Source organism: Legionella birminghamensis, assembly GCF_900452515.1.
GTDB lineage: Bacteria > Pseudomonadota > Gammaproteobacteria > Legionellales > Legionellaceae > Legionella_C > Legionella_C birminghamensis.
Window position 1 is genome coordinate 1,722,782 of record NZ_UGNW01000001.1, and the last position, 24,446, is coordinate 1,747,227.

A 24,446-nucleotide genomic window follows, 5' to 3' on the forward strand; every position below is an offset into this window, starting at 1 on the left:
TGGGCCCCGCGGTCGAAGCCGCGGGGATTCGGAGGGGAAGCCGCGGGATTCGGAGAGGGTTGATCCATAGGGATACTTCAGACTTCATAGAGTCAGAATCTTATGAACTGTTTCAAACTTTCCAGCGTATCTGCCTCTTCCGCTGGCTTATCCCAGCGTATACGGTGTATTCTCGGGAAGCGCAGTGCAAGCCCGGACTTATGGCGGGCTGATAGCCGTACTTCATCGAAAGCAACCTCAAATACCAGTTTCTTCTCAACCTCACGCACAGGGCCAAATCGCTGTATGGTATGGTGCCTGATCCATTGATCCAGCTCATAAAGTTCCTTATCGGTAAATCCGAAATAGGCTTTGCCGATAGGGACAACCTCCATATCAACCCATAGGCCAAAGGTGTAATCAGAATAAAATGAGGATCGTTTCCCATGGCCGCGCTGCGCATACATCAGCACTGCGTCAACTAACATGGGGTCACGTTTCCACTTATACCAATAACCTTTTGGCCTGCCAGCAATATAGGGGCTGGCTTTGTGTTTCAACATCAGCCCCTCTACAGCAACCTGTTTTTCCGCCAGAATCCGCTCCTTTACAGCAAAAATATTGTCTTTATCGACATCAAGCAACTCGGATAAAAACCAGCAGGGATTTTGGTTTTCCTTATACCAGGACTCAAGCTGCAATCTTCTCTCCATAAAATCAAGCGATCGTATATCGCGACCTTGTATGGAAAGCAGATCGTAAAAAACAATGGCTGCTGGAAATTTACTGATTAACTCTTTTGTTGGTTTTTTCCGGTTCAAACGCTGTTGCAGCTCGTTAAAACTACCGACGTTCTGCTGATTTCGGATAACCAGCTCTCCATCAAGTACCACTTGTCCCTTAATTTCAGAAAGAATGTCTGGAAAAGAATGACTGATATCTTCTCCTGTGCGGGTAAACAAACGCTTATCTGATTCAGTACAAATCAATTGAACACGGATTCCGTCAAACTTCCTCTCGACCGCAAATTGCTGAAGCTCTAAAGAAGCCAGCTCTTTTTCACTTAATGGATGAGAGAGCATTACAGGATGATAGAAAATCTGCTCATCAATCCGTGGGTAATCTGCGCTCCCTTCCAACCATGCAAACAAATCAATATAAGGCGGCTTTAATGCATGCCATACATGCTCAATTTCTTTCACATCGACCCGTCCATACTTTGCAAGCGCATTTTTTATAAAACGGGCTGAGACACCAACACGAAGACTGCCAGTGCCTATTTTTATCAATGCCCATCGTTCATTGGTATTGGACCGATTTAAAAGTTCGTTAAGCCAGGAAGCGATCTCCTCTTCAGGTAGTTGATTAAATTTCTGAATGATTTCACTTAACAGCGGAAGCGATTTATTGGATGGTTGATTTGGCCAGAGTAAGGCAATCGTATCGGATAAGTCTCCCACATAATCATAAGACAAGGAGAATAAGACCGGATCAATGTATTGATTTAGGAGGTCTTTAATCATTGTCCATTTGAATGTAGGGAATGTCAGCGTTCCCGCGAGTATTGCCAGGCCATAACCACGCTCCGGATCTGGTACGGTTAAAAAATAGTTTTTTAACAATTCAGTTTTAGCCAGATTGCTGTAAGTAAAATAGAGATTATTGAGTAACTGGGCAAATTTTTGCATTGTCACTCCGTATTTTCTTCATAGCCCAGCAAATGCAAGGCCTCTGCCTGGTATCCCTTCTGTCTCGCATAATAGACCAGCGCCTCCTCGCTGCCATGTGTGACCCAAACCGATTTCGGATTAACTTCGTCAATGGTTTGCGTTAATTCATTCCAATCCGCATGATCTGAAATGATTAAGGGTAAATCCACTCCCTTTTGTTTGGCCCGTGCACGAATCCGCATCCAGCCAGACGCATAGCCTAAGCGAATATCGCCAAATCGGCGGTTCCATCTGTCCTGCAGTGCACTGGGAGGGCAAATAACCAATTTTCCAGCTGCCGATTGCGGGTTGAGTTCAAGCGCTGGCTGCAAATCTCCCAGCTCAATCCCCTTTTCCTGGTAAAAATCACAAAACAATGTTAGTGCGCCGTGAATATAGATTCTATCTTCGTACCCAAGCAGTCTGAGGCTTCGGATTAAGCGTTGCGCCTTTCCTAAAGCATAAGCGGCAATAATATGACAGGAATGTGTGTATGTTTTTATTGACCATAGCAGGTGGTTTAATTCTGTTTCAATTGGCGGATGTTTGAAAACCGGCAAACCAAAAGTAGCCTCAGTAATGAACAAATCCGCAGTCTCGGGTTCAAATGGAACACAGGTGGGATCTATCGAGCGCTTATAATCTCCTGAAATAATTATACGCCTATCCCGATAAGAAATAACCAACTGGGCGCTTCCCAAAATATGACCGGCAGGCAGAAAATAGATTTGTACATCATTGAGATGCAGCGTTTGGTGGTAATCAAGGGCCTGATAGCTAGCTGAAGAGTTGCCGGCATAGCGGATCTTCATTAAATCCACAGTGTCCGGTGTAGCCAATACCGATTGGTGATCGGCTCGCGCATGATCCGAATGGGCATGCGTTATCACTGCCCTTTTCACTGGAGCCATAGGATCAATATAGAAGTCGCCAGGAGTACAATAAAGTCCATCCGGTTTCAGACTAATTACTTCTGTAAGGTCAGCCATCATGAGCCCTCCTTTGCAATGGTTATACAGTAATCAATCAGCCAGATACACTATTTGCACCGTCTGTCTCAAATATATGCTCTACACTAATTATATACAGTGACAGGAGGATATGTAATGAGAAGCAAACATCCTGCATATACGAATTTGTATGATAAAAACCACGCTATTACTATGATCGATTTGATTCTCCGCGAACGAAATACTAAACGGATTCACGATAAAAATAGAATATCCGATACCCTGGCTGCGATTAGTGCTAAATATGCGCTGGAGGGAAAATCCGATCATTTTGAAGATGTTATAAATGCTATTATCAGGAAAGGAGAATTGCTTTCGCAAAAAAAAGATCCTTTCAACGAACCGCAGCAGGTTAGCGACAGAGAGATTGACGATTTTATACAGGAAGTTCTATGCGCTTATTTATTTCAAGAGTCCAATAAGAAACACAACATTGAAGATCCAGTGCTCAATCTTGAAGTCCCCCCTGCTCAATCAGCACCACAACCTGAGGGTGATCTAACAGCCGCCGATGCCCCAGTAAAACTTCAGCGGGTTTATCATCTGGGTATGGCGGCTGGAAAAGAGGACTGGGCTACTATTTTTAACAACATGAGAACACCGGATACTGCCTGGACGGTCAGGACACATCATCATACCGTTACCATTTCCGTAAATAAAGATGGGGATTTTCAAGTATACAATCCCAGTGATAATAAGTTTTCTGTTTTCAAAGATAGTGAAGAAAACACAGCTGCAGCCTTGCTATCAAATTATTTATTCAGTGAAGCATTCCGTTTTGATAGTCACGAACCAATCCCTCTGGCTATCAACGTGATGGCACATCCTCAATCAACCATTACGCATAATTTCCCGGACAAAGAACAGATTATCCAGGATATTAAACGCAATCACCCTGAACATGTTAACAGGCAAAATGACCCGTATTCAAATCCGCTTGTGATTGCAGTCGCTCAGAATGATATAGAGTCATTAGAAGCCTGGTTAATAAATGGGTCAAATAAATCCTATTTAGCTTTAGAAGTAGCGGCGAGTAAGAACAATCTGGAAGCGATGACCATATTGCTGGATGAAAAACACCGCAAATATCTAAGCGCTGGAGAGAGAAGTCTCAGTTCAATTTATGCAGCGTCGATCAGAAACGCCCTGCGCGCAGGCCAACTGGACGCTTTTGAAAAGCTGATTAACGATAATCATATACGCGCAACCTTTGAAGAACTTCAGCAATCTAACCCGAAAGCTTACGAGAACTACCAGCTTGAGACACTTAAGGCTGCTGTCTTTTCTAATGATGCTGAATGTATACACGCAGTTGTTGCTTATTTGGATAAAGCCGTACCGGGTATTGATATTGCCAAGTTAATAAAGCCACACAAAGATAAGTATCAAGGCACTGATCTAGGTGATCAAGGTTTTAAAATACTGGATGCCTTGATCTCCCCCCAGAACGAGCAGGAGCAACACCAAGGTACAAACCAGGCGGCACTTGATGCAGATCAACAATCTACTGCCCCTCAAACCCAAGAGGAAATAAAAGAATATGTTTCGAAACTACCCAGCTTCACACAAATTATGCAGTCATTGTGGGAAGGGATAAAAAAAGGGTTTAGCACCCTGGTTAACTCATTTAAATCCTGCCTGCAGGAGAATGTTGAGCAGCAGGAACCAGCAAAACCTCAGCTGGAAACCACCCAGAATTTTAGAAGCAGGGTCAGTGAAATTAGGGGTGATGAAGAGGCAGAACACCATGATAAGGATAAATCGCAGGCATTAAGCCGTAAGTAATTTTGGCAATTTTATAAACCTGCCTGCAATAAACTGCTGCCATTATTGTATGTTAGAGACTATTTTAAAACAGCGGTAAAAGTTTTCAGTAGTGATTTGTGCAATCTCCGCATAGTCCATCTGCCTTAGATCAGCCACTGCCTGAGCTACGTATTTGACCAGTGCCGGATGGTTTTGTTTGCCTCTGAAGGGAACCGGGGCAAGATATGGCGAATCGGTTTCAATCAGTAAACGATCAAGCGGCAGTTTTCGGGCAACGTCGTGCAAAACGCTTGCATTCTTAAAACTGACAATTCCAGACATTGAGATATAAAAATTCATATCGAGCGCTTGCCTGGCAATATCCCAGGTTTCAGAAAAACAATGCATCACCCCGCCAATCTGTTCGGCGCCCTCCTCCTTCATAACCCGAAGTGTATCCTCGGCAGCCTGGCGAGTATGGATAATCAAAGGCTTATTGGATTGAATAGCCGCCCGAATATGTTCACGAAACCTGGACCGTTGCAATTCGAGTCCGGATTCCTCTTCAGTTCGATAATAATCAAGTCCAGTTTCCCCGATGGCTATACAGGCAGGATGGCTTGCCATTTTTACTAATAAAGCAGCATCAGGCTCTTGTTCAATATGACTATTAGGATGAAGACCCACAGAGATGCTTACCTGATTATAACGGCTGGCGATAGCGCACAAGGTCTCATAATCAGACAAATCGACGCAGACACAGAGGAAGTGCTGTACATCATTGTCATTTGCCTGGCGGATAACGTTATCCAGATCATTGTTAAACTCGGCTAAATCGATAAAGTTTAAGTGGCAGTGGGAATCAATCAGCATCGCATTACATCGTATCGGTCATTTGAGAGGATTTTAGCATGCCGGCAAGGTGGGTTTCTATTTTATTCGCAAAATTACGCGAATCCGGATCAATAAATTGAAATCCCAACCCAGGGGGCTTACTGCCCTGAGAACCTCTTGGCGTAACCCAGGCCACTTTCGCGTTAACCCGATATGCCTCCGCTTCATTGGGCAGATTAACCAGAAGAACTACTTTGCTGCCAATGGGATAGCTTTGCAAGGTTCGAACAAACAGCCCCCCATTAGTTAAAAAGGGCATGTAGGCCATGTACAATGCGCTTTCTGAAGAATATGCGCAATTAATGATCGGGACTTCTTCGCTCATTCTTGCATCCCTGTTCTGTTCGGATTAATAGACTCTCCAAGGCTAATAGCGGGTTCACATTCATATTATGGTTCAAATTTTTAGTAATGAGGCAGATTTGATCCAAAAGTCCAAACAATGATGCTATTTGAAAGTGAGAGGCGACTTGGTCAAGGACCGAGGTATAATATTGTTTAAGCAGTTTCCCTTCAATCATCTCAGCATAAATTAAATATAACAGCCCCATTAGCTCTTTAAAAGGATAAGCTATCCACTTTGCAGCAAGCTCGCAAGCAGAATACTCTCGCTTACATAATTTCAGCAGGTCGTCGATGATTTTGTTTAAATCAGCTGCAAGCTTTCCGTACTCGCTTTCCTGATGATATTGAGAAACCTGGGTCAGGCAGTTATTCTGAATTATCGGTTGACTAAATCGCCACAATTGGCAACGGCTGATAATGGTAGGCAGGACGGTACCCAATTGCTCAGCTAGTAAAATAAAATATACTCCTGCGGGAGGCTCTTCCAGAATTTTTAGTAAGGCATTCGCTGCAAAATGGTTCATCCTTTCCGCTGCCTGAATAATTATTACTCGCGAACGGCCCAATTGTGGGCTGGTATAAATACTGGTTTGCAAGTCTCGGATCTGCTCCACCTTAATCCCGGAGCCCGCTTTCTCCGGTGCAACAAGCTGCAAATCGGGATGTTCCTTATTTCTTGCCAATGCGCAGGATTGGCAAGGGTCTCGGCTTGGGTGCTCGAATGGACATAAGATGCTTCGTGCTAATTGCAGCGAAAATGACTCAAGCGACAGATAGGCAGAACCGACCAGCAGCAAAGAATGGCTTAGCTTGCCTCTTCGCGATATGTCCACAAACCGCCGCCAATGAGCAGAATGCGCAGGAGTGATATCTTTAGGCTCGGTGAAATTCATATATTAATTTAAAAAAGAATTTAATTGAGACAAAACCTGCTGCTGTACATCCTCCAGGGGTTGTTCAGCATCAATAATCACTACATTGTCCATACTGCTGATTTTCTGATGATAAGCCCCATACACGCGATTAAAGAAATCTATCGATTCACGCTCAATACGATCAGCCTCCCCCCTGCCTCTGGTGCGGGCTAATCCATTCTCTGGAGAAATATCAAGAAAAAAAGTCAGGTCAGCTTGAAAATTATCCAGGCAAAAAGCCGATAGTTGATTTAAAAATACTGCATTAACCCCACGACCGCCGCCCTGGTAAGCAAAACTGGACAGCTCAAAACGATCCGCAATGACCCAGCTTCCTTTATTAAGCGCAGGAAGTATCAACTCTTCGAGAAGCTGGACGCGCGCTGCATACATGAGAAGCAATTCGCTGCGGGAGGCCAAGGTTTCACCCGGATAATTTTCCTTAATGATTTCACGGATTTTCTCGCCAATGCGAGTGCCGCCTGGCTCCCGGGTAAGAATAACGGATTCAATTTTAGATAACAGAAATTCCCTGATTGTATGGATTACAGTGGATTTACCTGCACCCTCCATCCCTTCTACAACAATAAATTTACCTTTTGCAGTCATTCGCGCCCCTTAATCAGATAGCGTGAAACTGCACGCCGCTGCTCTTCATAGTTGGTTGAAAAAAAATGGGAACCATCTCCCTTTGCCACATAATATAAATAATCGGTTTTTTCAGGTTGCGCAGCTGCAAAAATTGCGCTTCTCCCAACCATCGCGATGGGCGTAGGCGGAAGGCCTTTATTTCTATAGGTATTATAAGGCGAATTGACAGCAAGATCGGCGTGAGTCAATTTTCCCTTAAAAGCAGGTCCCATTGCATAAATAACGGTTGGATCCATTTGCAGCGGCATATGTTTTTTTAAACGATTAACAATAACACCGGATATAATGCCACGCTCCTGTTGAATTGATGCTTCTTTCTCTAAAATTGATGCAGCAATAAGCAATTCATAGGGTGTTTTATAAGGCAAGCCGGGAGTTCGCTGCTGCCATGCTTCATTGAGCACTTGTTCAAGATTTTTATTGGCTAAGAGGATTATTTTTTTTGCATCACTGCCTGCATTATAACGATACGTATCTGCCAGTAACAAGCCTTCTGCAGTCTCATGATTATTGAGAATTGGTTCAAAATCGTCAGGGCTGAAATGGAGATAGGTCGTTTCACTAAATTGCTTTTCAACCTGCGCCAGCGTGGTTCCTTCAATGATCGTGATTGACTCGATAAGCACTTTACCCTGCATTAGCTTGTCAAGAAAATCAAGGGCTGAATCGCCAGCTTCTATTTTATATACGCCGGCTTTAAATTGAGAGGCAATTTTTTTCCATCTGATATACTGAAGCAAGGCCTGATCAGACTGAATAAGTCCTTGAGATTTTAATAAGTGGACAATTGCACTGGCTGTTGAGTTGGGTTTAACTTCAATGATAACAGGCTTGCCATCATTGAGCATGGCAGAATGTAAATCATTATGTACATAGTAAGCTTTATAACCAAGTAGAATCAAACCAAAAGTAATAAGGAGGAATACCAATGGTTTGATAACTCGGCCAAACATTTATACACGCTTAAACAGCAGAGAACCGTTCGTTCCGCCAAACCCAAGCGAATTACTTAATGCATAGTCAACTTTTCGTTTCTGCGGTGTATGTGGGACATAATTTAAATCGCAGCCTTCGTCGGGATTATCCAGATTAATTGTGGGCGGTACAATCTGATCCTTAATTGCCAGGACACTGAATATTGCCTCAACAGCGCCTGCTGCCCCAAGCAAGTGGCCCGTCATTGACTTGGTAGAGCTAATTGCCAACTCATAGGCATGTTCGCTAAACACACGCTTAACGGCTTTCGTTTCATTCATATCATTAAGATAAGTAGAGGTTCCGTGTGCGTTAATGTAGTCAACCAGATCAGGGCTAATACCTGCATCCTCAATGGCCGCCTGCATTGATCTCGAAGCGCCATCTGCATCTTCATCAGGTGCGGTAATATGATAAGCATCACCAGACATACCGAAACCAACGAGTTCCGCATAAATTTTGGCGCCACGAGCCTTCGCATGCTCGTATTCTTCCAGAATTAAAATTCCTGCGCCTTCTCCCATTACAAATCCGTCACGATCCTTGTCCCAGGGGCGTGATGCCTTCTCTGGTTCATCATTTCGCTTTGATAAAGAGCGAACCGCTGAAAAACCAGCCAGACAAAGAGGCGTTGTAGTCATTTCTGCGCCACCACAAACCATTACATCCGCATCGCCATAGGCAATCATTCTGCCTGCCAGGCCAATATTGTGGGTTCCGGTAGTGCACGCGGTAACTACTGATATATTAGGCCCCTTCAGGCCGTGGCGAATGGATATTTGCCCAGCCACCATATTAATAATGCCAGCAGGGATAAAGAAAGGGGATACTTTTCTTGGGCCGCCTGTTACCAGCTTATCCTGGTTATTGGTGATTGTTTCAATACCGCCAATCCCTGCACCAACAGCTACGCCGGTGCGAAGGCCAAGCTTTTCATCGATAATTAACCCGGAATCCGACAAAGCCTCATCAGCAGCCGCAACTCCATATTGGGTAAACACATCCATTTTGCGGGCATCTTTCAGCGGCACGTAATCCTCAATGTTAAAATTTTTAACCTTGGCCCATATTTTGGTTGTATAGTCAGTAGTATCAAATCCTTCGACTTGACCAACACCGCTTTTACCCGCCAGAATATTTTGCCAGGTTTCCTCGACATTAAGTCCAACCGGGGTAACCATACCCATCCCAGTGACTACAACACGCCGCTTACTCAATGAATGCTCCTCAATTATCAGGCTTCTTCTTTATTCAGGTTTGACTCGATGTAATCAATTGCTTCCTGAATAGTAGTAATTTTCTCTGCTTTCTCATCAGGAATTTCAGTCTCGAATTCCTCTTCCAAAGCCATTACGAGTTCAACAGTGTCTAATGAATCAGCACCCAAATCATCAACGAAAGAAGCATTGTTTTTCAACTCTTCTTCTTTAACGCCTAATTGTTCGACAACAATCTTACGAACTCGCTCTTCAACTGTACTCATAACTAGTGTTTCCTCTTTGTTAAAATAATTTATGAAGGTAGTTTATTCAATTCTTGCAAGAACGCAAGTTAATTAATCCATGTACATTCCACCATTCACATGGATAGTCTCGCCCGTAATATATTTAGCACAATCTGAAGCCAAAAAAGCCACTGCTTGAGCAATATCATCTACTGAACCAAGACGTTTCATTGGTATCCTTTTAAGCATTTCGTCTTTAACCATATCAGGCAAGCTGCTGGTCATATCGGTATCAATAAAGCCCGGAGCCACCACATTCACAGTAATACCGCGACTGGCCATTTCCTGGGCAAGCGATTTACTAAAACCGACAATTCCTGCTTTTGCAGCAGTATAATTGGTTTGCCCGGAATTACCGCTGGATCCCACAACTGAGCCTACTGTAATAATACGTCCCCAACGTGCGCGAAACATTGGTTTTATGCAGGCTTTACTCATTCGGAAAACAGAGGTCAAATTGGTTTCAATCACCTTAATCCATTCTTCATCATCCATGCGCAATAATAAATTGTCACAAGTGATGCCTGCGTTATTGACCAGGATACCTGGCAGTTTTTCTTCATCGGAAAGCTGCGACATCAAGTGTTCGATGGCATCTTTATCAGTCACATCCAGGGTCACACCTTTTCCTGTTAAACCTTCCTGTTTGAAGTAATCAGAAATAACCAGGCTGCCATTATCTGTTGTAGCTGTGCCAATAACATAAGCACCTTGTCTGGCCAGCGTTTTTGAAATAGCCATTCCAATACCACGTGTTGCGCCGGTTACCAGTGCAATTTTACCCTGAAGATTAATCATTCAAAAACTCCTGATTTAACAACATTCACTCGTTTCCCATTGCGACAAAGCGGCATCCATTGACTCTGTATCGTACACACAGGCAGCCGATAGTGAACGATCTATGCGCTTGGTCAAACCGGATAGAACCCTTCCTGGGCCGCACTCAATAATATGTTCTACCCCATTAGCCTTAAATAACTGGATAGTTTCCACCCAGCGGACAGGGCTATATAACTGCTCTTTTAAAAGCGATTTAATCTGTTGAATTGATTGATAGACAGCAAGATTTACATTACTAACTACGGGTAATTCGGGAGTCCTGAAATTCGCAGCATTCAAATGAGCTTCGAAGGCCTGTGCAGCATCCATCAACAAGTCACAATGACAGGGAACACTAACCGGAATCAGCTTCGCAAGCTTGGCACCGCTTTTCTCGGCTTGAAGGATTGCTTTCTCTACTGCACTACTATGACCCGCAATAACCACCTGTCCAATTGCATTATAGTTGGCAGGACTGACTTTAAACTGCTGATCACTAGATTGCTGGCATAGTTCAATAACCTGTTCATCGCTGAGGCCAACAATCGCCGCCATTGCACCTGCACCCAGCGGTACAGTCTGTTGCATAAGCTGGCCGCGCTTTTCAACCAGTTTTGCTGCAGTACGAAGATCCAATGCCTTGGCGCAGACAAGTGCTGCATATTCACCAAGACTATGTCCAGCCATAAACCGTGGGCGGGGAATGTCATGCTGTTTCAGTACATTAAAGACAGCAACATCCGCAGTCAGCATAGCAACCTGTGTATATTCTGTCTGGCTAAGACGAGACTCAGGTCCATTTTGAACCAGTTGCCACAAGTCATAGCCCAATTCGTCAGATACCAGCTTAAACGTGTCTTTTACAAGGGGATAAGCTTCACCCAGTTCAGCCAGCATACCCACTGATTGAGAGCCTTGACCGGGAAATACAAATGCCAGATTAGCCATATTAAGTGAAATCTCCAGGATAGATTAGTAACGGATGACCAACGCGCCCCAGGTCATGCCGGCACCAAAGGATTCAAGAAGCAATAATTCATCACGCTTGACAGAACCGTTTTTAATTGCAAAATCAAGAGCCAGGGGAATAGAGGCAGCAGAGGTGTTGCCTTGGTTTTCAATGGTCACAATGACCTGGGACATTGGCAAATTAAGTTTTTTTGCAATTCCCCGAATAATTCGAATATTCGCCTGGTGAGGGATTAGCCAGTTTATATCAGATTTCTCGAGCTGACTTGCTTCAAGAATTTCGTCCACAATATCGCCCATAATATTCACTGCGATCTTAAAGACCTCATTGCCGCGCATCCCGACATAAGAACGCTGGCCAGCGGTAGTGAAATTTTCATAGGTAAGCAGACCATCTGCATCAAAAGAAGAGTGCAGCTTACTTGCAATAATTCCCTCTTTCTCTGAGTCAGCAGATAATACAACTGCGCCTGCGCCGTCACCAAAAAGGATGCAGGTGGAGCGATCTTCCCAGTTAACTGCATGCGACATGCGTTCACTGCCAATAACGAGTACATGCTTTGCAGCACCTGAACGGATATAGTTCCAGGCAGTATCCATGGCATAAACAAAACCACTGCAGGCTGCACTGATATCAAACGCTGGAATTGGTTTTTTAATGTTCAGGGCTTTTTGGACGTGACAAGCCATACTCGGGAAAAAATGATCGGGTGTGCAGGTTGCCACAATAATGACATCAATATCATCTGCATCAATAGTAGACGATTCGATTGCATTTCTGGCCGCTTCAGAGGCCATAAAGAATACGGTTTCCTGTTCATCAGCAATATATCTGCTGCTAATACCCGTGCGGGAATGAATCCACTCATGAGTAGTATCCAGCTTGGATTCCAGCTCAAAATTGCTCAACTGACGTTTTGGTAAGTAACTGCCAGTCCCATTGATTACAGCATTTTTCATAACAATAACCCTTGATTGATAAAATCGGTTATTTGCTCACGTACAAGGTCTACTACGTTGTTTTTAGCTTGTGAAACAGCTTCTTCAATTGCATTCTGAAAGGCCAGTTCGTTCGCACCGCCATGACTTTTAATGACGATACCATTCAACCCCAGCATACTGGCCCCATTGTATCGGGCAGGATCCATTCGGGTTTTTAAATGACTTAAGGCGGGCTTGGCTATCAATCCGGCCAGTTTGGTCGAAAATGAACGGGAGAAAGACTCTTTGAGAACCGACAACATCAACTTTGCCAATCCCTCACTCGCTTTTAAGGCAACATTTCCTACAAAACCATCGCAAACAACCAGGTCCACTTCTCCTGAATAAAATTGATCACCTTCAACATAACCAACATAATTCATCAGACCGCACTCCGCCAGCATGTGGGCAGTGCGCTTAACCTGGTCATTTCCCTTAATTTCTTCAACACCAATATTTAGAAGTGCAATCTTTGGCTGAGGCTTTTTCTCAACCGCCTGGATAAGGGCAGAGCCCATTACCGCAAACTGAAAAAGGTGTTCAGCACAAGAATCCACATTGGCGCCAAGATCAATAACCCGAGTTTTTCCCTGTTGCGTGGGTAATGTTGCAATAATTGCAGGACGATCAATTCCGGGTAAAGTTTTCAGGACGAAACGGGCAGTTGCCATTAATGCACCGGTATTTCCAGCACTTACGCAAGCCTGCGCCCTTCCCTCTTTTACCAGATTAATCGCGACACGCATTGATGAATCTTTTTTATTACGCATAGCCTGAGATGGCAACTCATCCATTCCAACAATTTCGGAAGCGTGTACAATCGTAAACTGCTCTGGATTAGCGCCATGTTTTTTAAGTGAAGCGGTCACCTGGGCTTGATCACCAGTCAGGATTAACTTCAATTCAGGATTTTGCTGAATTGCTCGAACACAAGCGGGAATCACTACCTTAAGGCCATGATCCCCTCCCATCGCGTCAACGGCAATCGTTATGCTTTTCAAGCGAATTACTCTTTCTCGTCTTCATAAACATTATCGGTATCGATCACTTTACGACCACGATAATAACCATCAGGGGTGATGTGGTGACGACGGTGAGTTTCACCTGTTGTGCTATCAACGGATAAAGTAGGTCCGGTTAATGCATCGTGTGAACGTCGTTGATCACGGCGTGAGCGTGATTTTTTATTCTGTTGAACAGCCATTGTATTACTCCTAGGCGAATAGTCTAATGTTGGGCGAAATATTACCCATTTTTTCTCTATAATCCAAGTCTTAGTGCAACTAATATTGGAAATTAGCAAAAATTGCTCCGTATTATACTCCAATTTTCAATTATTCGGAAATTTCCAGATACTGTTTAATATCCGAATTGCATTCATGGATATCTTCATGAGTTGTGGGGCTATACAGGTATAGCTCATCGGTCACTAGCTCCCGGAGATCGATCTCTTCTTTTTCGTATACAACACTTTCAAAATCAGCCATTAGTTTTTCAGCGATGGCCTCGGAGGCGCACAGAGCAAGTTCAGTCGAATTAACATATTCATGGCTGAATTCATTCAGACACCGCTGACAGATAACCTGGATGTTTCCTGACACAGTCATACTTAGTAAATAGTAATATTGGCAAAACCCTATTTTAAATTGACAAGTCAGATGACAAGGCGGCTGAATATGAGGCGGTAAGCGTTCTGTTAGTTCAATCGAAGCCTTTTGATATTCCTTATATTCAGGATGTTTTTTTAAATTTATTAACATAGAAATACAATTCCAAGAAGGGTTATAGGCAATGAGCGTGTGTCTATTATTCCGCGGAATGCGCGAATTCATATGAGTGACTCATATCCTGATTCTAGCAAAATATTCAGGACTTATCTTCATTCATGTTATAGAAGGTGTTATCACCAGTGGTTCCCGATCGGTATGGGCGGAGACACCAAAAGGACCTATATTTTTACCCGTGCAACGATAACGAAGGTAATCAATTACATGCAGCATCAATGCAGCAATGGTTCTCGTATTATGTCTCTCAAACTGAATCCACGAAGCCTTGTTTCCTGATTTGCCCTCAGCAACACCCAGTAAAATCTCTTTCAAAACCAGCCCGGAGAATGAATATTGCTGGCAAATAGACTGGTGAGAGGAATGGCGCTTGCTTAGCCGGGTTCTATATTGCTCCACTATAGCCTTGTAAAAGGCACCCTCATCTTCAAACTTTAAATGCGCACCTTTTAGCATCTCCTCGAGAATATTGGTTGTTAGTTCCTGGTTTTGATTAAAGTCGAGCCGCAATTTGGAAATAAGAAGTATTATAAAATTAATTTCGCTGTGCGAAGCCTGGATAACCTCCCCGCTTTCGATTAACTTCTTAATTAATGCACTTTCCCGATAGGTATGCTCAATTTTATTAAAAAATTTAGTCAGCCTGGAGATTTCTGGCATAATCACTCAGATATTTTACTGTATTATTCTATAAGTATATTTTTAATTGTTAAATTCTTCCTGTTTATTCCATATTTTTTTGCCAATAGGGTTTTAGTGTAGTGCTGCTTGGCTTAAAATAGATATATTTTAGACATTTGTGTAATTATGAAAGCAAAAGTGATTGTGGGTATGTCTGGAGGTGTTGACTCCTCTGTGGCAGCCTGGTTATTGAAAGAGCAAGGCTATCAGGTGGAAGGCCTGTTCATGAAAAATTGGGAACAGGATGATCAAGATGATTATTGTCCTGCGGCAGAGGATTTGGCAGACGCTGAAGCGGTAGCTGGCAAATTGAATATTCCTCTGCACTGTGTGAATTTCGCTGGCGAATATTGGGATCGTGTTTTTACTCATTTTTTGCATGAGTACGAATCCGGAAGAACTCCAAATCCAGATGTTCTCTGCAATAAAGAGATTAAATTCAAAGCTTTTCTGGATCACGCCCTTGGAATGGGCGCTGATTTTATTGCAACAGGCCATTATGCAAAAATCAAACATGAATCCCCTTTTCCCGCTTTACTGAAAGCCAAAGACCGGGAGAAGGATCAAACTTATTTTTTGCATGCAGTAGAACCCTCTGCCCTTTCGAAAACTCTTTTTCCAGTAGGTGATTATCATAAAGCCGAAATAAGGCAAATGGCCAAAGAGACGGGATTGATTACCCATGATAAAAAAGATTCTACCGGGATTTGCTTTATTGGTGAAAAAAAATTCAAAAGCTTTTTAAATGAGTTTATTCTTGCCAAACCCGGTGCCATAAAAACCGTCGCTGGAGAAATCATTGGCCGACATGATGGTCTGATGTTCTACACTTTAGGACAAAGACAGGGTCTGGGAATTGGAGGTCTTGCAAACGCAAGTGATCAGCCATGGTATGTCGTTGATAAAGATCTGGAAAACAATGAACTGATTGTTGCCCAGGGGCAAAGTCATCCCATGCTATATTCCCAAGGTTTAATTTGTGGTGAAATACATTGGCTTGCGGATTGTAAAGACAAATTACCGTTAACCTGTTATGCCAAAACCAGATATCGACAAGTGGAACAGGCCTGCATGATTTCTCCCGAGGATAATAAAAAACACTATATTATGTTTGCAGATCCACAGCGCGCGGTTACACCAGGCCAATATATTGTGTTCTACGATAAGAATCAATGCCTGGGTGGTGCTATAATTGAGCAAAATATTCGATAATACTTATTTATAAATTGGAGTCATTGATGGACGCAACAACTAATGAAGCATCCTCCGTTCATTTTACAGTCAGCGCTGCCGACAAAGTAGCCTCTTTACTGGCCGAAGAAGATAACCCTAATCTGAATCTGCGTGTTTTTATTAGCGGCGGCGGCTGTTCGGGTTATCAATACGGGTTTACCTTTGATGATGTCATTAACGAAGACGATACAATTATTTCACAACAAAGTTCTGATGGTCGGTCTAAAATTAAATTACTGATTGATTCAACGAGCTATCAATATCTTTCTGATGCAGAAATTGACTATGTCAAGGGTATACAGGGAGAGCAGTTTGTTATCCGCAATCCCAATGCAAAAACTACTTGCGGCTGTGGTTCGTCATTTAGTATTGATGAAGACGAGTAGGCTATTTACCCCGTGACGTCAGACCATCCGAATCCCCGCGGCGTCGACCGCGGGATCAACATCCCAAATTAATAAGGTTGAACAATAACCTTCGTTCCAATCTTGATAAAATTCTGGTTCAACCATTTGGCATCGCCAGGTCTTACACGAATGCAACCATGACTGGCATTATAGTTTGGAACATCAGGAGAACCATGAATTGCATAGTATTTACTAAAGAACATACAATATGGCATTGGTGCCCCGCCTTTGCCTAATGGGTAACGACTGGAACGACATCCTGCACCACTTTTACTAAAGATACGATAGGTTCCTGAAGGGGTTTTACAGGAACGTCGTATATCACGACAGTAATGACTTCCCCCGGATGCTTTGCCACTTCTTACGACTTTTCCATTGCTGGATACAGCAACCCAGCTTAATTTCCTGGGGTTAAATATGAACGTATTGGAGGCGACATTGATATAGGGCCCATTGGTCATAGTAAATGAGTTATCTGCGTAAGAGGCGTTGATGCTGAAAAAAATAAAAAAAAGGGCAAAGAGCTTGCGGAGGTTTCTTGCTTCCATGGTGCGTCCTTAAAAGTATCCTAACCTAAATATAGTTCATTTATTGGACACTTCCAGTGATGGATCCAAGTATCTGAATACTCATTACAAATCCACCGGCCTGTTCATTGTTGAATAACCGACAGCCAATGCCTGGGGAGTATTGGAATTACTCAATTGATCCAAAAAGACCAGTTTAAAATTAGCCTTATCAGCCAGGGAACTCAAGTCGCTATTTTCCGGATAGTATTAGGGAAAAATAATGATTTGCCCTATTCTAATGATTGCCTGATTGTGCTGGTTTTTAGCAGGAATCAGTATCGAGGTGACTGCTTAGTAAATTGGGGGTTCTGAATTAGATTCATTGGGTTCCGCGGTCACACACAGCCGCGGGGATTCGGATGTCGCAGCCCGCGGGGATTTGGGAGTCGCAGCCGCGGGGATTTGGGAGCTTTATGGATTCTAAATAGGACTACTTCACCTGCCACATTCCCATAAACTGATCCACAGACATTGCCGCCAGTGAGTTTGTGTCATACATCGCGGAGGCTATCTTTTCTGTTTGCGGAGTAGAGAATCGGGTTTTGAGATTGCGCATGAATTTGTCGTTTAACACTGGGATCCCTTCTTCACGACGACGTTTATGCCCAATTGGATATTCAACGGTTATCACATCCGATTTGCTGCCATCTTTATAGATGAGCTGCATGCTGTTTGCTATCGAGCGTTTCTCCGGATCATGATAGTCTCGGGAAAAGGTCTGATTTTCAGTAACATGCATCATTTCGCGCAACTGGTCAATGCGAGGATCGGAAGCATATTCATCCTCATAATGCTCAGCACGTAAATCACCATGCAATAAGGCAACAGCCGCCATATATTGCAAGCAATGATCCCGGTCAGCAGGATTGTGCAGTTTTCCCTGCTTGCTGATAATACGGATCGCAGACTCATGGGTTATCATCTCTATCCGGCTAATCTCATCAAATCTGGCAGTGACTTCCGGATGCAATTTAACTGCGCATTCTACAGCGGTTTGCGCATGAAACTCTGCTGGATAAGACAATTTGAATAATACATTTTCCATGACATAGCTTCCATAGGGTCTTTGGAAGCTGAAAGTATTTCCTTTAAACAAAACATCGTAAAACCCCCATTTTGGGGCAGACAATGCACTGGGATACCCCATTTCCCCGGCCTGGCTAATTAAGGCAAGGCGGACTGCACGCGAAGTGGCGTCACCGGCAGCCCAGGACTTTCTTGAGCCAGCATTGGGTGCATGACGATAAGTACGTAGACTTTGACCATCCACAAAAACCTGTGACAATGTTCTCAACAGCATATCCCGATCACCACCCAGCAATTGGGCAGCAACTGCAGCACTCGCGATTTTGACCAGGAGAACATGGTCCAAACCAACGCGGTTAAAACTGTTTTCAAGCGCCAGGCAACCTTGTATCTCATGCGCTTTGATCATCGCTGTCAACACATCCTGTACAAGAAGCGATGGTTTACCCTGCTGAAGATTTCGTCTGCTGACATAATCAGCCACGGCAAGGATAGCCCCCAGGTTATCAGAGGGATGTCCCCATTCAGCTGCAAGCCAGGTATCATTAAAATCCAGCCAGCGAATCATGGCACCTATATTGAAGGCTGCCTGGACCGGATCCAGCTCATAGGAAGTGCCGGGTACTCTGGCGCCTCCTGGCAAGCCTGCACCAGGCACAATCGGACCTAGCAATTTACTGCATTCTGAGAAATTAAGCGCCAGCATACCGCAACCCAAGGTATCCATTAGACACAGCCGCGCTGTTTCATAAGCATCAGGGCTACTAATCTGGTAATTCAAAACATAATCGACAATGTCCTGAATCACTGAGTCATAATCAGGTTTTATATTATCTTCAACATAGGAATGCATTTTAACCTCGTTTTTCAATTGGCAGATAAGCTTTGGGTTCAGGGCCGGTATATTCTGAAGTTGGCCGAATCAACTTATTATCTGCCCGTTGCTCAAAGACATGGGCAGACCAGCCAGTGATACGGGACATTACAAAAATTGGTGTAAACAAGCCGGTGGGTATTCCTGCATAGTGATAAGCAGAGGCGCTATAAAAATCCAGATTAGGGAATAATTTCTTTTCCCTGCGCATAACTGCCTCAACGCGTTCAGAAATTTCAAATAACTGGGTGCTGCTTCGTGCTTCTGCCAGTTTTTTTGACCAGGTTTTAATGATATCCGAACGGGGATCACTTACTGTGTATACTCGATGACCAAAACCCATAATTTTGGCTTTATTCGCCAGCATTTCCATTAAGCGGGTTTCTGCATCATCAGGGTTCTTGAATTGTTCAAGCATTTCCATTGCAGCTTCATTTGCACCGCCATGGAGGGGCCCGCGCAGGGTGCCAATTGCTGAAGTGATTGCAGAATAAAAATCAGATAAGGTTGCTGCAGTAACCCTTGCTGCAAAAGTAGAGGCATTAAACTCATGTTCAGCATAGAGTATTAAGGATACATTCATCATATCCCGTTCCAGCTTATCGGGCTTTCTGCCATGCAGCATCGACAGAAAATGTCCACCTATGGTGGTTTCATCCGTCTCTACACTGATTTCCTTGCCTTCGAAATGATAGGCATACCAATAACAGATCATGCCGGGAAATAAGGCCAGCAAGCGATCGGCAATGTCGTACTGTTGTTTGAAGTCAGTTTCAGGTTCGACATTCCCCAGAAAGGAGCAAGCAGTTCTCAATACGTCCATGGGATGAGAGTCTTTCGGGATCATTTTAAGCACTTGCTTTAAGGATTCAGGCAATTTGCGCAAGCTCATCAACTTGTCTTTATAGGCATCGAGTTCTTTCTGAGTGGGTAAGTGGCCGTAATGAAGAAGATAGGCAACCTCTTCAAAACTGGCATACATGGCTAAATCATCAATTGAATACCCACGGTAATTCAAGCCTTTTCCTGCTTTACCTACTGTACAAATTGCTGACTCGCCAGCAACAACTCCAGCTAATCCGGCTGTATTATTGACCATCCTCTTTCTCCCTCAATTGATCTAAAATTTGTTCGTATCGGTGATAACCCAAAACCTCATATAATTCTTCCCTGCTCTGCATTGCATTGAGTACTGGGGATTGAGTGCCCTGACTTAGAATTGTTTCGTACACATGTAAGGCCGCTTTTGACATTGCCCTGAAAGCGCTTAGCGGATAAAGAATGAGCCCTATACCCGCTTCTTTTAATTCCTCACGGGTAAACATTGGTGTTTTACCGAACTCGGTAATATTTGCTAAAACGGGTACATGCAGGCTGCTAGTGAATTGTTTATACTCATCCAGCGAAGTCATTGCCTCAGGAAAAATCATATCGGCACCCAACTCAACGCAGAGCTGCGCCCGCTCAATAGCCGCAGCCATACCCTCCACCGCATAGGCATCAGTTCGCGCCATAATCACAAAGTTTTCATCGGTACGCGCATCAACAGCCGCTTTTATTCGATCACCCATTTCAGACGAGCTGACAATTGCTTTATTGGGGCGATGGCCACAACGTTTTGCGATAACCTGATCTTCGATATGAATAGCAGCAACTTTGGCATCTTCCAGTGTTTTGACTGTTCTGGCAATATTAAAGGCATGGCCCCAGCCGGTATCAACATCTACCAGGAGGGGCAGTTCGCTAACCGCGGTGATTCGTCTGGCATCTTCTGCGACTTCCTGCAAGCTGGTCATACCAAGGTCAGGCAATCCATGGGAAGCATTGGCAACCCCTGCGCCTGATAAATAGATAGCCTGCCCGCCAGCACGTTCTGCCAGCATGGCACAGTAGGCATTAATCGTTCCCATTACCTGAAGCGGGGTTTGAGTTTTTACGAGTAACCTAAATCGTTTCCCTGCGGACTCCGTCATAATCTCATTCCATCCTGAAGTGTGTCTGGCATTTTTACATGAGAGATGACGTATAGCAATAAGAAAAAACACAGAAGCATAAAATGAATAGTGAGAAATACCAAGCGCTTATTATGCATCCCGGCTGCAGGGCAACCGGGAGCGCTTTATTGCTTACTTACCTGAAACTTGCTTCCACCAGTTAGTTTTGGTTTCAGTAGCCCAGTGGCCTTCACGCATACGGTTTACGAATTCTTCAGTTTTTTCAGGAGATGAGGATTTGCTATCGAGTTTAATGCACCAGTCCCAATCACCTGTTGTAGACCACATGCCTTCAACACCTTCCCATTTAGACATGCCCTTCATCATATCAGAAGAGGTTTTATCAGTTTTTAAAAAAATAACACTGTTCCAATCATTCATCATCATTTTAACTATCCTTAGTTTATTTTTGAAAATCGTCTTTACCGACGACTTATTCAGCATAAACCAAAATATTGGAACTTGCCATGCAATAAATTTAAATCACCAAATGTCCTTTCAGATACCATTTACAGCTGCCAGAGATATACACTCTATCAGCCGACACCTCGCACCACAGTTCCCCTTTCCGAAACGAGCCCTGAATTGCTTTCAGCGAGGTTTTATGCAAACGATCGGACCAGAATGGGGCGAGCACACAATGTGCCGATCCGGTTACCGGGTCTTCAGCTATATTATGCCTGGGGTAAAAACAGCGGGAATAAAAATCATAGCCTTCGGCACAGGCGGTGATAATTAAACCCCGTTTGGGTAAGAGGCTAAGGGATCTATAATCAATCTGCGCCTGCGCTACGTCGTTTTCATCATGAAGTAGAAAGACATAATCCAGCTCGCTCTCAAAAAATGCCAATACATTCTGATCAATCAGGCCCTCATACGGCTCAGTCGCCTGTATCTGGGAATAAGCTAACTTTGGGAAATCAAGTGTAAAGCGATCAGCTTTCTTTTTAACGCTCAATTGTCCGCCCATGCTGGAAAAATGAACAATATCACCGTTGCACTTGCCTAGTTCAAACAGTACAAAACCGGCGGCTAAGGTTGCATGGCCGCAGAGGGTGATTTCACCTTTAGGTGTAAACCAGCGGATGTGGAATCCATTGCTTGTTTCTATTACAAACGCAGTCTCTGATAAATTATTTTCAACGGCAATGGCTTGCATTAATTCATCATTTAACCAATCACTTAGAAGACAGACTGCTGCAGGGTTGCCATGAAAAATCTTGTCAGTGAATGCATCAATTTGAAAAATTTCAATACTTAACACAACAAAAACCTCGCTCATAGACTAATGGGGCGAAGATTAACTATCTCAGCCCATATAAGCAAGAAAAAATTATTTGAACGTCACATCCATTTTTTGACCAGCATTTCCGTTCTTACCCAAAACAATGTCTTTTATTAAAAACCGGCCCGCTGAAAGTGCCCTCACAATATCTCTGGGCATAAAACCTGGCTCATTATTTATTACAGAAGCAAGCCACTCCGCGCAAACAGGGACACTGGTGAGGCCGCGTGAGCCAAATCCTGCACAAATGTATAATCCAGGTAAAAAGGCCCCTTCTACCGCCAGCCAGCGTTTGGAATCATCGACAAGCCTTGCAAAACGCTGCTGAAAGAGCGGCTTATCCGGTACAGGTCCGACTACAGGAAGATAATCAGGCGCCGCCGTCCGGATACCTGCCCATTGGTCTTTGGCAGCTCGGTGCCAGTTTATATTTCCCGCAAGTTGATCGAGCTTTTGCAGGTTCACTTGATTAGCCCTTTCATTCGTATCCAAATGGTCAAACTGCAGCTCATAGGTCGCTCCTAATGCATGCAAACCATTCCTGGCGGGAAGAACATGGCCCTCACCGCATATCGGGCGTTTCAGGGCGCTGCTTTCAGTTGATTGATCTATCCAGGTCATTTGGCCTTTAATACGTTTTAGGGGTAACCACTGCGTCGGAGTAAATTCGCCGGCCTGGTACCCATTTGCCAATACAAGTACATCAGCCTGTAAATTGTTGGTAAACCATTGTCCGTTTTCATGATTGATTTCGGAAACCGTTGAGTTCGCGTAAATTTCGATTTGTGGATGCTGCAGCAAAGAACCGCATAATTGCGGTATATCAATCCAGCCTGAAGCCGGGATAAATAGCCCCCCCTCACTTAAGGCAATTCCTGCTTTCAATGATGCTTCATTGGCGTTAATCCAAGACGCCAGTTCGGGATAAAGGACGAGCCAGTTTTTGAGGCTTGATTGTAATTTGCGTTCCTTGCCGCTATATGCGACTTGTAAAATCCCGCTTAAATCGGCAAAGTCATTAATTGAAGGAATCTGCTGATAAAATCGTACAGCGTATAAATAGGCCATCAGCATAAAATCTGTCAAAGGTGACTTAAAAGCAGATAATTGAGGGTATAAAATCGCCTGGCTATTCCCTGATGCGCCCTGGGCATGACTTGCCCGCTGTTCAATCAACCTTACTTCCCAGCCCCGCTTTGCCAATGCGCAGGCAGTCATTGCCCCCGCAAGTCCTGCACCGACAATAATGGCCTTCTTTTCTTTAAACTCCCGTTTTACTGAAGCGTGCCATGCGGTTATCCGCCTGCTTGCGCTATAACGCGCTTCTAAAAACTCACCTGCCGGCATTTGCTTTTGTTGATTTATCCTGAAACCACAGTTGTGCAAATTATCTTTAACAGCGTTCTCTTCCAAGAACCCGGCAAATGTACATCCAGGTCTGGATAATAAGGCAATTGTTTTAAATAGGTCCTGTGTCAGGGTTTCACTATTACCAGGCAAATACCAGGCATCGAATTGAGCGCACTCCAGATTAGAGTCAAGCTTAAGATCGCCAGAGCATAGCAGCTGCTGGAAACACGAACTGGCCTCTCCTAACATTAGGATTAATCTGACACGGCCATTAGATAATGAAAGAAAATGAAAACCGGGGGTCAGGACAGGATATTGTTTTACCAGTTCGCCGGCAAGTGCATCAAATTCACTCCACTGCTCCAGATAGTTTTTTAAGTCCCCTGCCTTGAGAGGATGCTTTTCGCAACTGTAATAATATAATATCGCTTCTTCTGGCGCGTATCTTAGCCAGGCATGCCATGTTGAAAGAAAATTCAAGGCATTGCCAAATCCTGTCTCCCCAATGCAAAAATACTTTTGCGGACAAAGCGCAAGCCAGCGATTAACCAGATCATTCGCTTCAAGAAAAGCATGACTTATCTCAGCAAGAGAAGCTGGACTATTCACTTTAGGAGGTTTGGCAGTTTCTACAGGTATAAAGGGATTACTCACCGCAGCCGCTCAGTTGATAACAACAATCGGGAGTTTATCCTGATTAGCGCAGGGAGGACAAGCAGGCCTTAAGAATCCCCGTGCCAAACAGAA

The 24,446-nt window shown here is 43.9% G+C and carries 26 protein-coding genes; 3 read left to right on the top strand and 23 right to left on the bottom strand.

Annotation, left to right across the window (positions count from 1 at the left end; all coding sequences use genetic code 11):
* Positions 1-92: 92 nt before the first annotated feature.
* Both DYH42_RS07285 and DYH42_RS07290 read right to left on the bottom strand, forming a co-directional pair.
* On the bottom strand, positions 93-1,667 hold the full coding sequence (locus DYH42_RS07285; RefSeq protein ID WP_058522955.1) for a cisplatin damage response ATP-dependent DNA ligase: 1,575 nt from the start codon (positions 1,665-1,667) through the stop codon (positions 93-95).
* A gap of 2 nt (positions 1,668-1,669) precedes the next feature.
* Positions 1,670-2,680, bottom strand: coding sequence for a ligase-associated DNA damage response exonuclease (locus DYH42_RS07290; RefSeq protein ID WP_058522954.1), 1,011 nt, complete (start codon positions 2,678-2,680; stop codon positions 1,670-1,672).
* Positions 2,681-2,794: 114 nt separating this feature from the next.
* Between DYH42_RS07290 and DYH42_RS07295 the strand changes: the two genes are divergently transcribed.
* Positions 2,795-4,483: an ankyrin repeat domain-containing protein gene (locus tag DYH42_RS07295; protein WP_058522953.1), complete on the top strand. Its 1,689-nt coding sequence runs from the start codon at positions 2,795-2,797 to the stop codon at positions 4,481-4,483.
* A 42-nt stretch (positions 4,484-4,525) separates the two neighbouring features.
* On the opposite strand, the gene DYH42_RS07300 is transcribed toward DYH42_RS07295, so the two are convergent.
* The 14 genes from DYH42_RS07300 to DYH42_RS07365 all read right to left on the bottom strand — a co-directional run bounded on the left by DYH42_RS07300 (position 4,526) and on the right by DYH42_RS07365 (position 14,940).
* On the bottom strand, positions 4,526-5,317 hold the full coding sequence (locus tag DYH42_RS07300) for a TatD family hydrolase (RefSeq protein ID WP_058522952.1): 792 nt from the start codon (positions 5,315-5,317) through the stop codon (positions 4,526-4,528).
* 4 nt (positions 5,318-5,321) lie between these two features.
* A complete protein-coding gene (locus tag DYH42_RS07305; RefSeq protein WP_058522951.1) occupies positions 5,322-5,663 on the bottom strand; it encodes a PilZ domain-containing protein in 342 nt (113 codons plus the stop codon).
* Entirely contained in the window at positions 5,638-6,576 is a 939-nt protein-coding gene (locus tag DYH42_RS07310) for a DNA polymerase III subunit delta' C-terminal domain-containing protein (protein WP_058522950.1), read from the bottom strand. The genes DYH42_RS07305 and DYH42_RS07310 overlap by 26 nt, the downstream gene beginning before the upstream one ends.
* Positions 6,577-6,579: 3 nt before the next feature.
* Positions 6,580-7,206: a dTMP kinase gene (tmk, locus tag DYH42_RS07315; protein ID WP_058522949.1), complete on the bottom strand. Its 627-nt coding sequence runs from the start codon at positions 7,204-7,206 to the stop codon at positions 6,580-6,582.
* Positions 7,203-8,201, bottom strand: a complete 999-nt coding sequence (gene mltG, locus DYH42_RS07320; RefSeq protein ID WP_058522948.1) for an endolytic transglycosylase MltG — start codon at positions 8,199-8,201, stop codon at positions 7,203-7,205. Before mltG ends, tmk begins: the two co-directional genes overlap by 4 nt.
* Positions 8,202-9,440: a beta-ketoacyl-ACP synthase II gene (gene fabF, locus DYH42_RS07325; protein WP_058522947.1), complete on the bottom strand. Its 1,239-nt coding sequence runs from the start codon at positions 9,438-9,440 to the stop codon at positions 8,202-8,204. It abuts the gene before it with no gap.
* A gap of 17 nt (positions 9,441-9,457) precedes the next feature.
* Complete coding sequence (gene acpP / locus DYH42_RS07330) at positions 9,458-9,706, bottom strand: acyl carrier protein (protein WP_058506471.1); 249 nt, start codon at positions 9,704-9,706, stop codon at positions 9,458-9,460.
* A gap of 72 nt (positions 9,707-9,778) precedes the next feature.
* Positions 9,779-10,525, bottom strand: a complete 747-nt coding sequence (fabG, locus tag DYH42_RS07335; RefSeq protein WP_058522946.1) for a 3-oxoacyl-ACP reductase FabG — start codon at positions 10,523-10,525, stop codon at positions 9,779-9,781.
* A 15-nt stretch (positions 10,526-10,540) separates the two neighbouring features.
* Positions 10,541-11,494, bottom strand: a complete 954-nt coding sequence (fabD, locus tag DYH42_RS07340; RefSeq protein WP_058522945.1) for an ACP S-malonyltransferase — start codon at positions 11,492-11,494, stop codon at positions 10,541-10,543.
* A gap of 24 nt (positions 11,495-11,518) precedes the next feature.
* Positions 11,519-12,475 (bottom strand): beta-ketoacyl-ACP synthase III, encoded by a 957-nt coding sequence (locus DYH42_RS07345; protein WP_058522944.1) that lies wholly within the window; start codon positions 12,473-12,475, stop codon positions 11,519-11,521.
* Positions 12,472-13,497 carry a phosphate acyltransferase PlsX gene (plsX, locus tag DYH42_RS07350; protein WP_058522943.1) on the bottom strand — a complete coding sequence of 342 codons (1,026 nt, stop codon included), beginning with the start codon at positions 13,495-13,497 and terminating at the stop codon, positions 12,472-12,474. The genes DYH42_RS07345 and plsX overlap by 4 nt, the downstream gene beginning before the upstream one ends.
* Before the next feature lie 5 nt (positions 13,498-13,502).
* Positions 13,503-13,700, bottom strand: a complete 198-nt coding sequence (gene rpmF / locus DYH42_RS07355; RefSeq protein WP_058522942.1) for a 50S ribosomal protein L32 — start codon at positions 13,698-13,700, stop codon at positions 13,503-13,505.
* A 130-nt stretch (positions 13,701-13,830) separates the two neighbouring features.
* Positions 13,831-14,256 carry a YceD family protein gene (locus DYH42_RS07360; RefSeq protein WP_058522941.1) on the bottom strand — a complete coding sequence of 142 codons (426 nt, stop codon included), beginning with the start codon at positions 14,254-14,256 and terminating at the stop codon, positions 13,831-13,833.
* Between the two features lie 123 nt (positions 14,257-14,379).
* A complete protein-coding gene (locus DYH42_RS07365; protein ID WP_058522940.1) occupies positions 14,380-14,940 on the bottom strand; it encodes a hypothetical protein in 561 nt (186 codons plus the stop codon).
* A 147-nt stretch (positions 14,941-15,087) separates the two neighbouring features.
* On the opposite strand from DYH42_RS07365, the gene mnmA reads away from it, so the two are divergent.
* Together mnmA and erpA are read left to right on the top strand one after the other, a co-directional pair.
* Positions 15,088-16,173 carry a tRNA 2-thiouridine(34) synthase MnmA gene (mnmA, locus tag DYH42_RS07370; RefSeq protein WP_058522939.1) on the top strand — a complete coding sequence of 362 codons (1,086 nt, stop codon included), beginning with the start codon at positions 15,088-15,090 and terminating at the stop codon, positions 16,171-16,173.
* Between the two features lie 26 nt (positions 16,174-16,199).
* Positions 16,200-16,580, top strand: coding sequence for an iron-sulfur cluster insertion protein ErpA (gene erpA, locus DYH42_RS07375; protein WP_058522938.1), 381 nt, complete (start codon positions 16,200-16,202; stop codon positions 16,578-16,580).
* Between the two features lie 68 nt (positions 16,581-16,648).
* On the opposite strand, the gene DYH42_RS07380 is transcribed toward erpA, so the two are convergent.
* The 7 genes from DYH42_RS07380 to mnmC1 all read right to left on the bottom strand — a co-directional run bounded on the left by DYH42_RS07380 (position 16,649) and on the right by mnmC1 (position 24,353).
* The gene (locus DYH42_RS07380) at positions 16,649-17,149 is read right to left on the bottom strand and encodes a L,D-transpeptidase (protein WP_083503073.1); all 501 of its coding nucleotides are present in this window, start codon (positions 17,147-17,149) and stop codon (positions 16,649-16,651) included.
* Between the two features lie 451 nt (positions 17,150-17,600).
* The gene (locus DYH42_RS07385; RefSeq protein WP_058522937.1) at positions 17,601-19,049 is read right to left on the bottom strand and encodes a bifunctional 2-methylcitrate dehydratase/aconitate hydratase; all 1,449 of its coding nucleotides are present in this window, start codon (positions 19,047-19,049) and stop codon (positions 17,601-17,603) included.
* Position 19,050: 1 nt separating this feature from the next.
* Positions 19,051-20,169 carry a bifunctional 2-methylcitrate synthase/citrate synthase gene (prpC, locus tag DYH42_RS07390; RefSeq protein ID WP_058522936.1) on the bottom strand — a complete coding sequence of 373 codons (1,119 nt, stop codon included), beginning with the start codon at positions 20,167-20,169 and terminating at the stop codon, positions 19,051-19,053.
* A complete protein-coding gene (gene prpB, locus DYH42_RS07395; protein WP_058522935.1) occupies positions 20,159-21,043 on the bottom strand; it encodes a methylisocitrate lyase in 885 nt (294 codons plus the stop codon). The genes prpC and prpB overlap by 11 nt, the downstream gene beginning before the upstream one ends.
* Before the next feature lie 153 nt (positions 21,044-21,196).
* Positions 21,197-21,445 (bottom strand): hypothetical protein, encoded by a 249-nt coding sequence (locus DYH42_RS07400; RefSeq protein ID WP_058522967.1) that lies wholly within the window; start codon positions 21,443-21,445, stop codon positions 21,197-21,199.
* Positions 21,446-21,542: 97 nt separating this feature from the next.
* Entirely contained in the window at positions 21,543-22,328 is a 786-nt protein-coding gene (locus tag DYH42_RS07405; RefSeq protein ID WP_058522966.1) for a PhzF family phenazine biosynthesis protein, read from the bottom strand.
* Between the two features lie 69 nt (positions 22,329-22,397).
* Entirely contained in the window at positions 22,398-24,353 is a 1,956-nt protein-coding gene (mnmC1, locus tag DYH42_RS07410) for an FAD-dependent 5-carboxymethylaminomethyl-2-thiouridine(34) oxidoreductase MnmC1 (RefSeq protein WP_058522934.1), read from the bottom strand.
* Positions 24,354-24,446: the final 93 nt, after the last annotated feature.

What these genes read in the sequence shown, in the direction of transcription:
- DYH42_RS07295 (WP_058522953.1), top strand. Translation starts at nt 2,795, where the DNA reads ATGAGAAGCAAACATCCTGCATATACGAATTTGTATGATAAAAACCAC.
- DYH42_RS07360 (WP_058522941.1), bottom strand. Translation starts at nt 14,256, where the DNA reads ATGTTAATAAATTTAAAAAAACATCCTGAATATAAGGAATATCAAAAG.
- fabG (WP_058522946.1), bottom strand. Translation starts at nt 10,525, where the DNA reads ATGATTAATCTTCAGGGTAAAATTGCACTGGTAACCGGCGCAACACGT.
- DYH42_RS07310 (WP_058522950.1), bottom strand. Translation starts at nt 6,576, where the DNA reads ATGAATTTCACCGAGCCTAAAGATATCACTCCTGCGCATTCTGCTCAT.
- DYH42_RS07400 (WP_058522967.1), bottom strand. Translation starts at nt 21,445, where the DNA reads ATGAATGATTGGAACAGTGTTATTTTTTTAAAAACTGATAAAACCTCT.
- fabD (WP_058522945.1), bottom strand. Translation starts at nt 11,494, where the DNA reads ATGGCTAATCTGGCATTTGTATTTCCCGGTCAAGGCTCTCAATCAGTG.
- acpP (WP_058506471.1), bottom strand. Translation starts at nt 9,706, where the DNA reads ATGAGTACAGTTGAAGAGCGAGTTCGTAAGATTGTTGTCGAACAATTA.
- mltG (WP_058522948.1), bottom strand. Translation starts at nt 8,201, where the DNA reads ATGTTTGGCCGAGTTATCAAACCATTGGTATTCCTCCTTATTACTTTT.
- DYH42_RS07285 (WP_058522955.1), bottom strand. Translation starts at nt 1,667, where the DNA reads ATGCAAAAATTTGCCCAGTTACTCAATAATCTCTATTTTACTTACAGC.
- DYH42_RS07305 (WP_058522951.1), bottom strand. Translation starts at nt 5,663, where the DNA reads ATGAGCGAAGAAGTCCCGATCATTAATTGCGCATATTCTTCAGAAAGC.
- DYH42_RS07345 (WP_058522944.1), bottom strand. Translation starts at nt 12,475, where the DNA reads ATGAAAAATGCTGTAATCAATGGGACTGGCAGTTACTTACCAAAACGT.
- erpA (WP_058522938.1), top strand. Translation starts at nt 16,200, where the DNA reads ATGGACGCAACAACTAATGAAGCATCCTCCGTTCATTTTACAGTCAGC.
- DYH42_RS07290 (WP_058522954.1), bottom strand. Translation starts at nt 2,680, where the DNA reads ATGATGGCTGACCTTACAGAAGTAATTAGTCTGAAACCGGATGGACTT.
- DYH42_RS07385 (WP_058522937.1), bottom strand. Translation starts at nt 19,049, where the DNA reads ATGCATTCCTATGTTGAAGATAATATAAAACCTGATTATGACTCAGTG.
- DYH42_RS07365 (WP_058522940.1), bottom strand. Translation starts at nt 14,940, where the DNA reads ATGCCAGAAATCTCCAGGCTGACTAAATTTTTTAATAAAATTGAGCAT.
- rpmF (WP_058522942.1), bottom strand. Translation starts at nt 13,700, where the DNA reads ATGGCTGTTCAACAGAATAAAAAATCACGCTCACGCCGTGATCAACGA.
- prpB (WP_058522935.1), bottom strand. Translation starts at nt 21,043, where the DNA reads ATGACGGAGTCCGCAGGGAAACGATTTAGGTTACTCGTAAAAACTCAA.
- DYH42_RS07300 (WP_058522952.1), bottom strand. Translation starts at nt 5,317, where the DNA reads ATGCTGATTGATTCCCACTGCCACTTAAACTTTATCGATTTAGCCGAG.
- DYH42_RS07380 (WP_083503073.1), bottom strand. Translation starts at nt 17,149, where the DNA reads ATGGAAGCAAGAAACCTCCGCAAGCTCTTTGCCCTTTTTTTTATTTTT.
- mnmA (WP_058522939.1), top strand. Translation starts at nt 15,088, where the DNA reads ATGAAAGCAAAAGTGATTGTGGGTATGTCTGGAGGTGTTGACTCCTCT.
- tmk (WP_058522949.1), bottom strand. Translation starts at nt 7,206, where the DNA reads ATGACTGCAAAAGGTAAATTTATTGTTGTAGAAGGGATGGAGGGTGCA.
- prpC (WP_058522936.1), bottom strand. Translation starts at nt 20,169, where the DNA reads ATGGTCAATAATACAGCCGGATTAGCTGGAGTTGTTGCTGGCGAGTCA.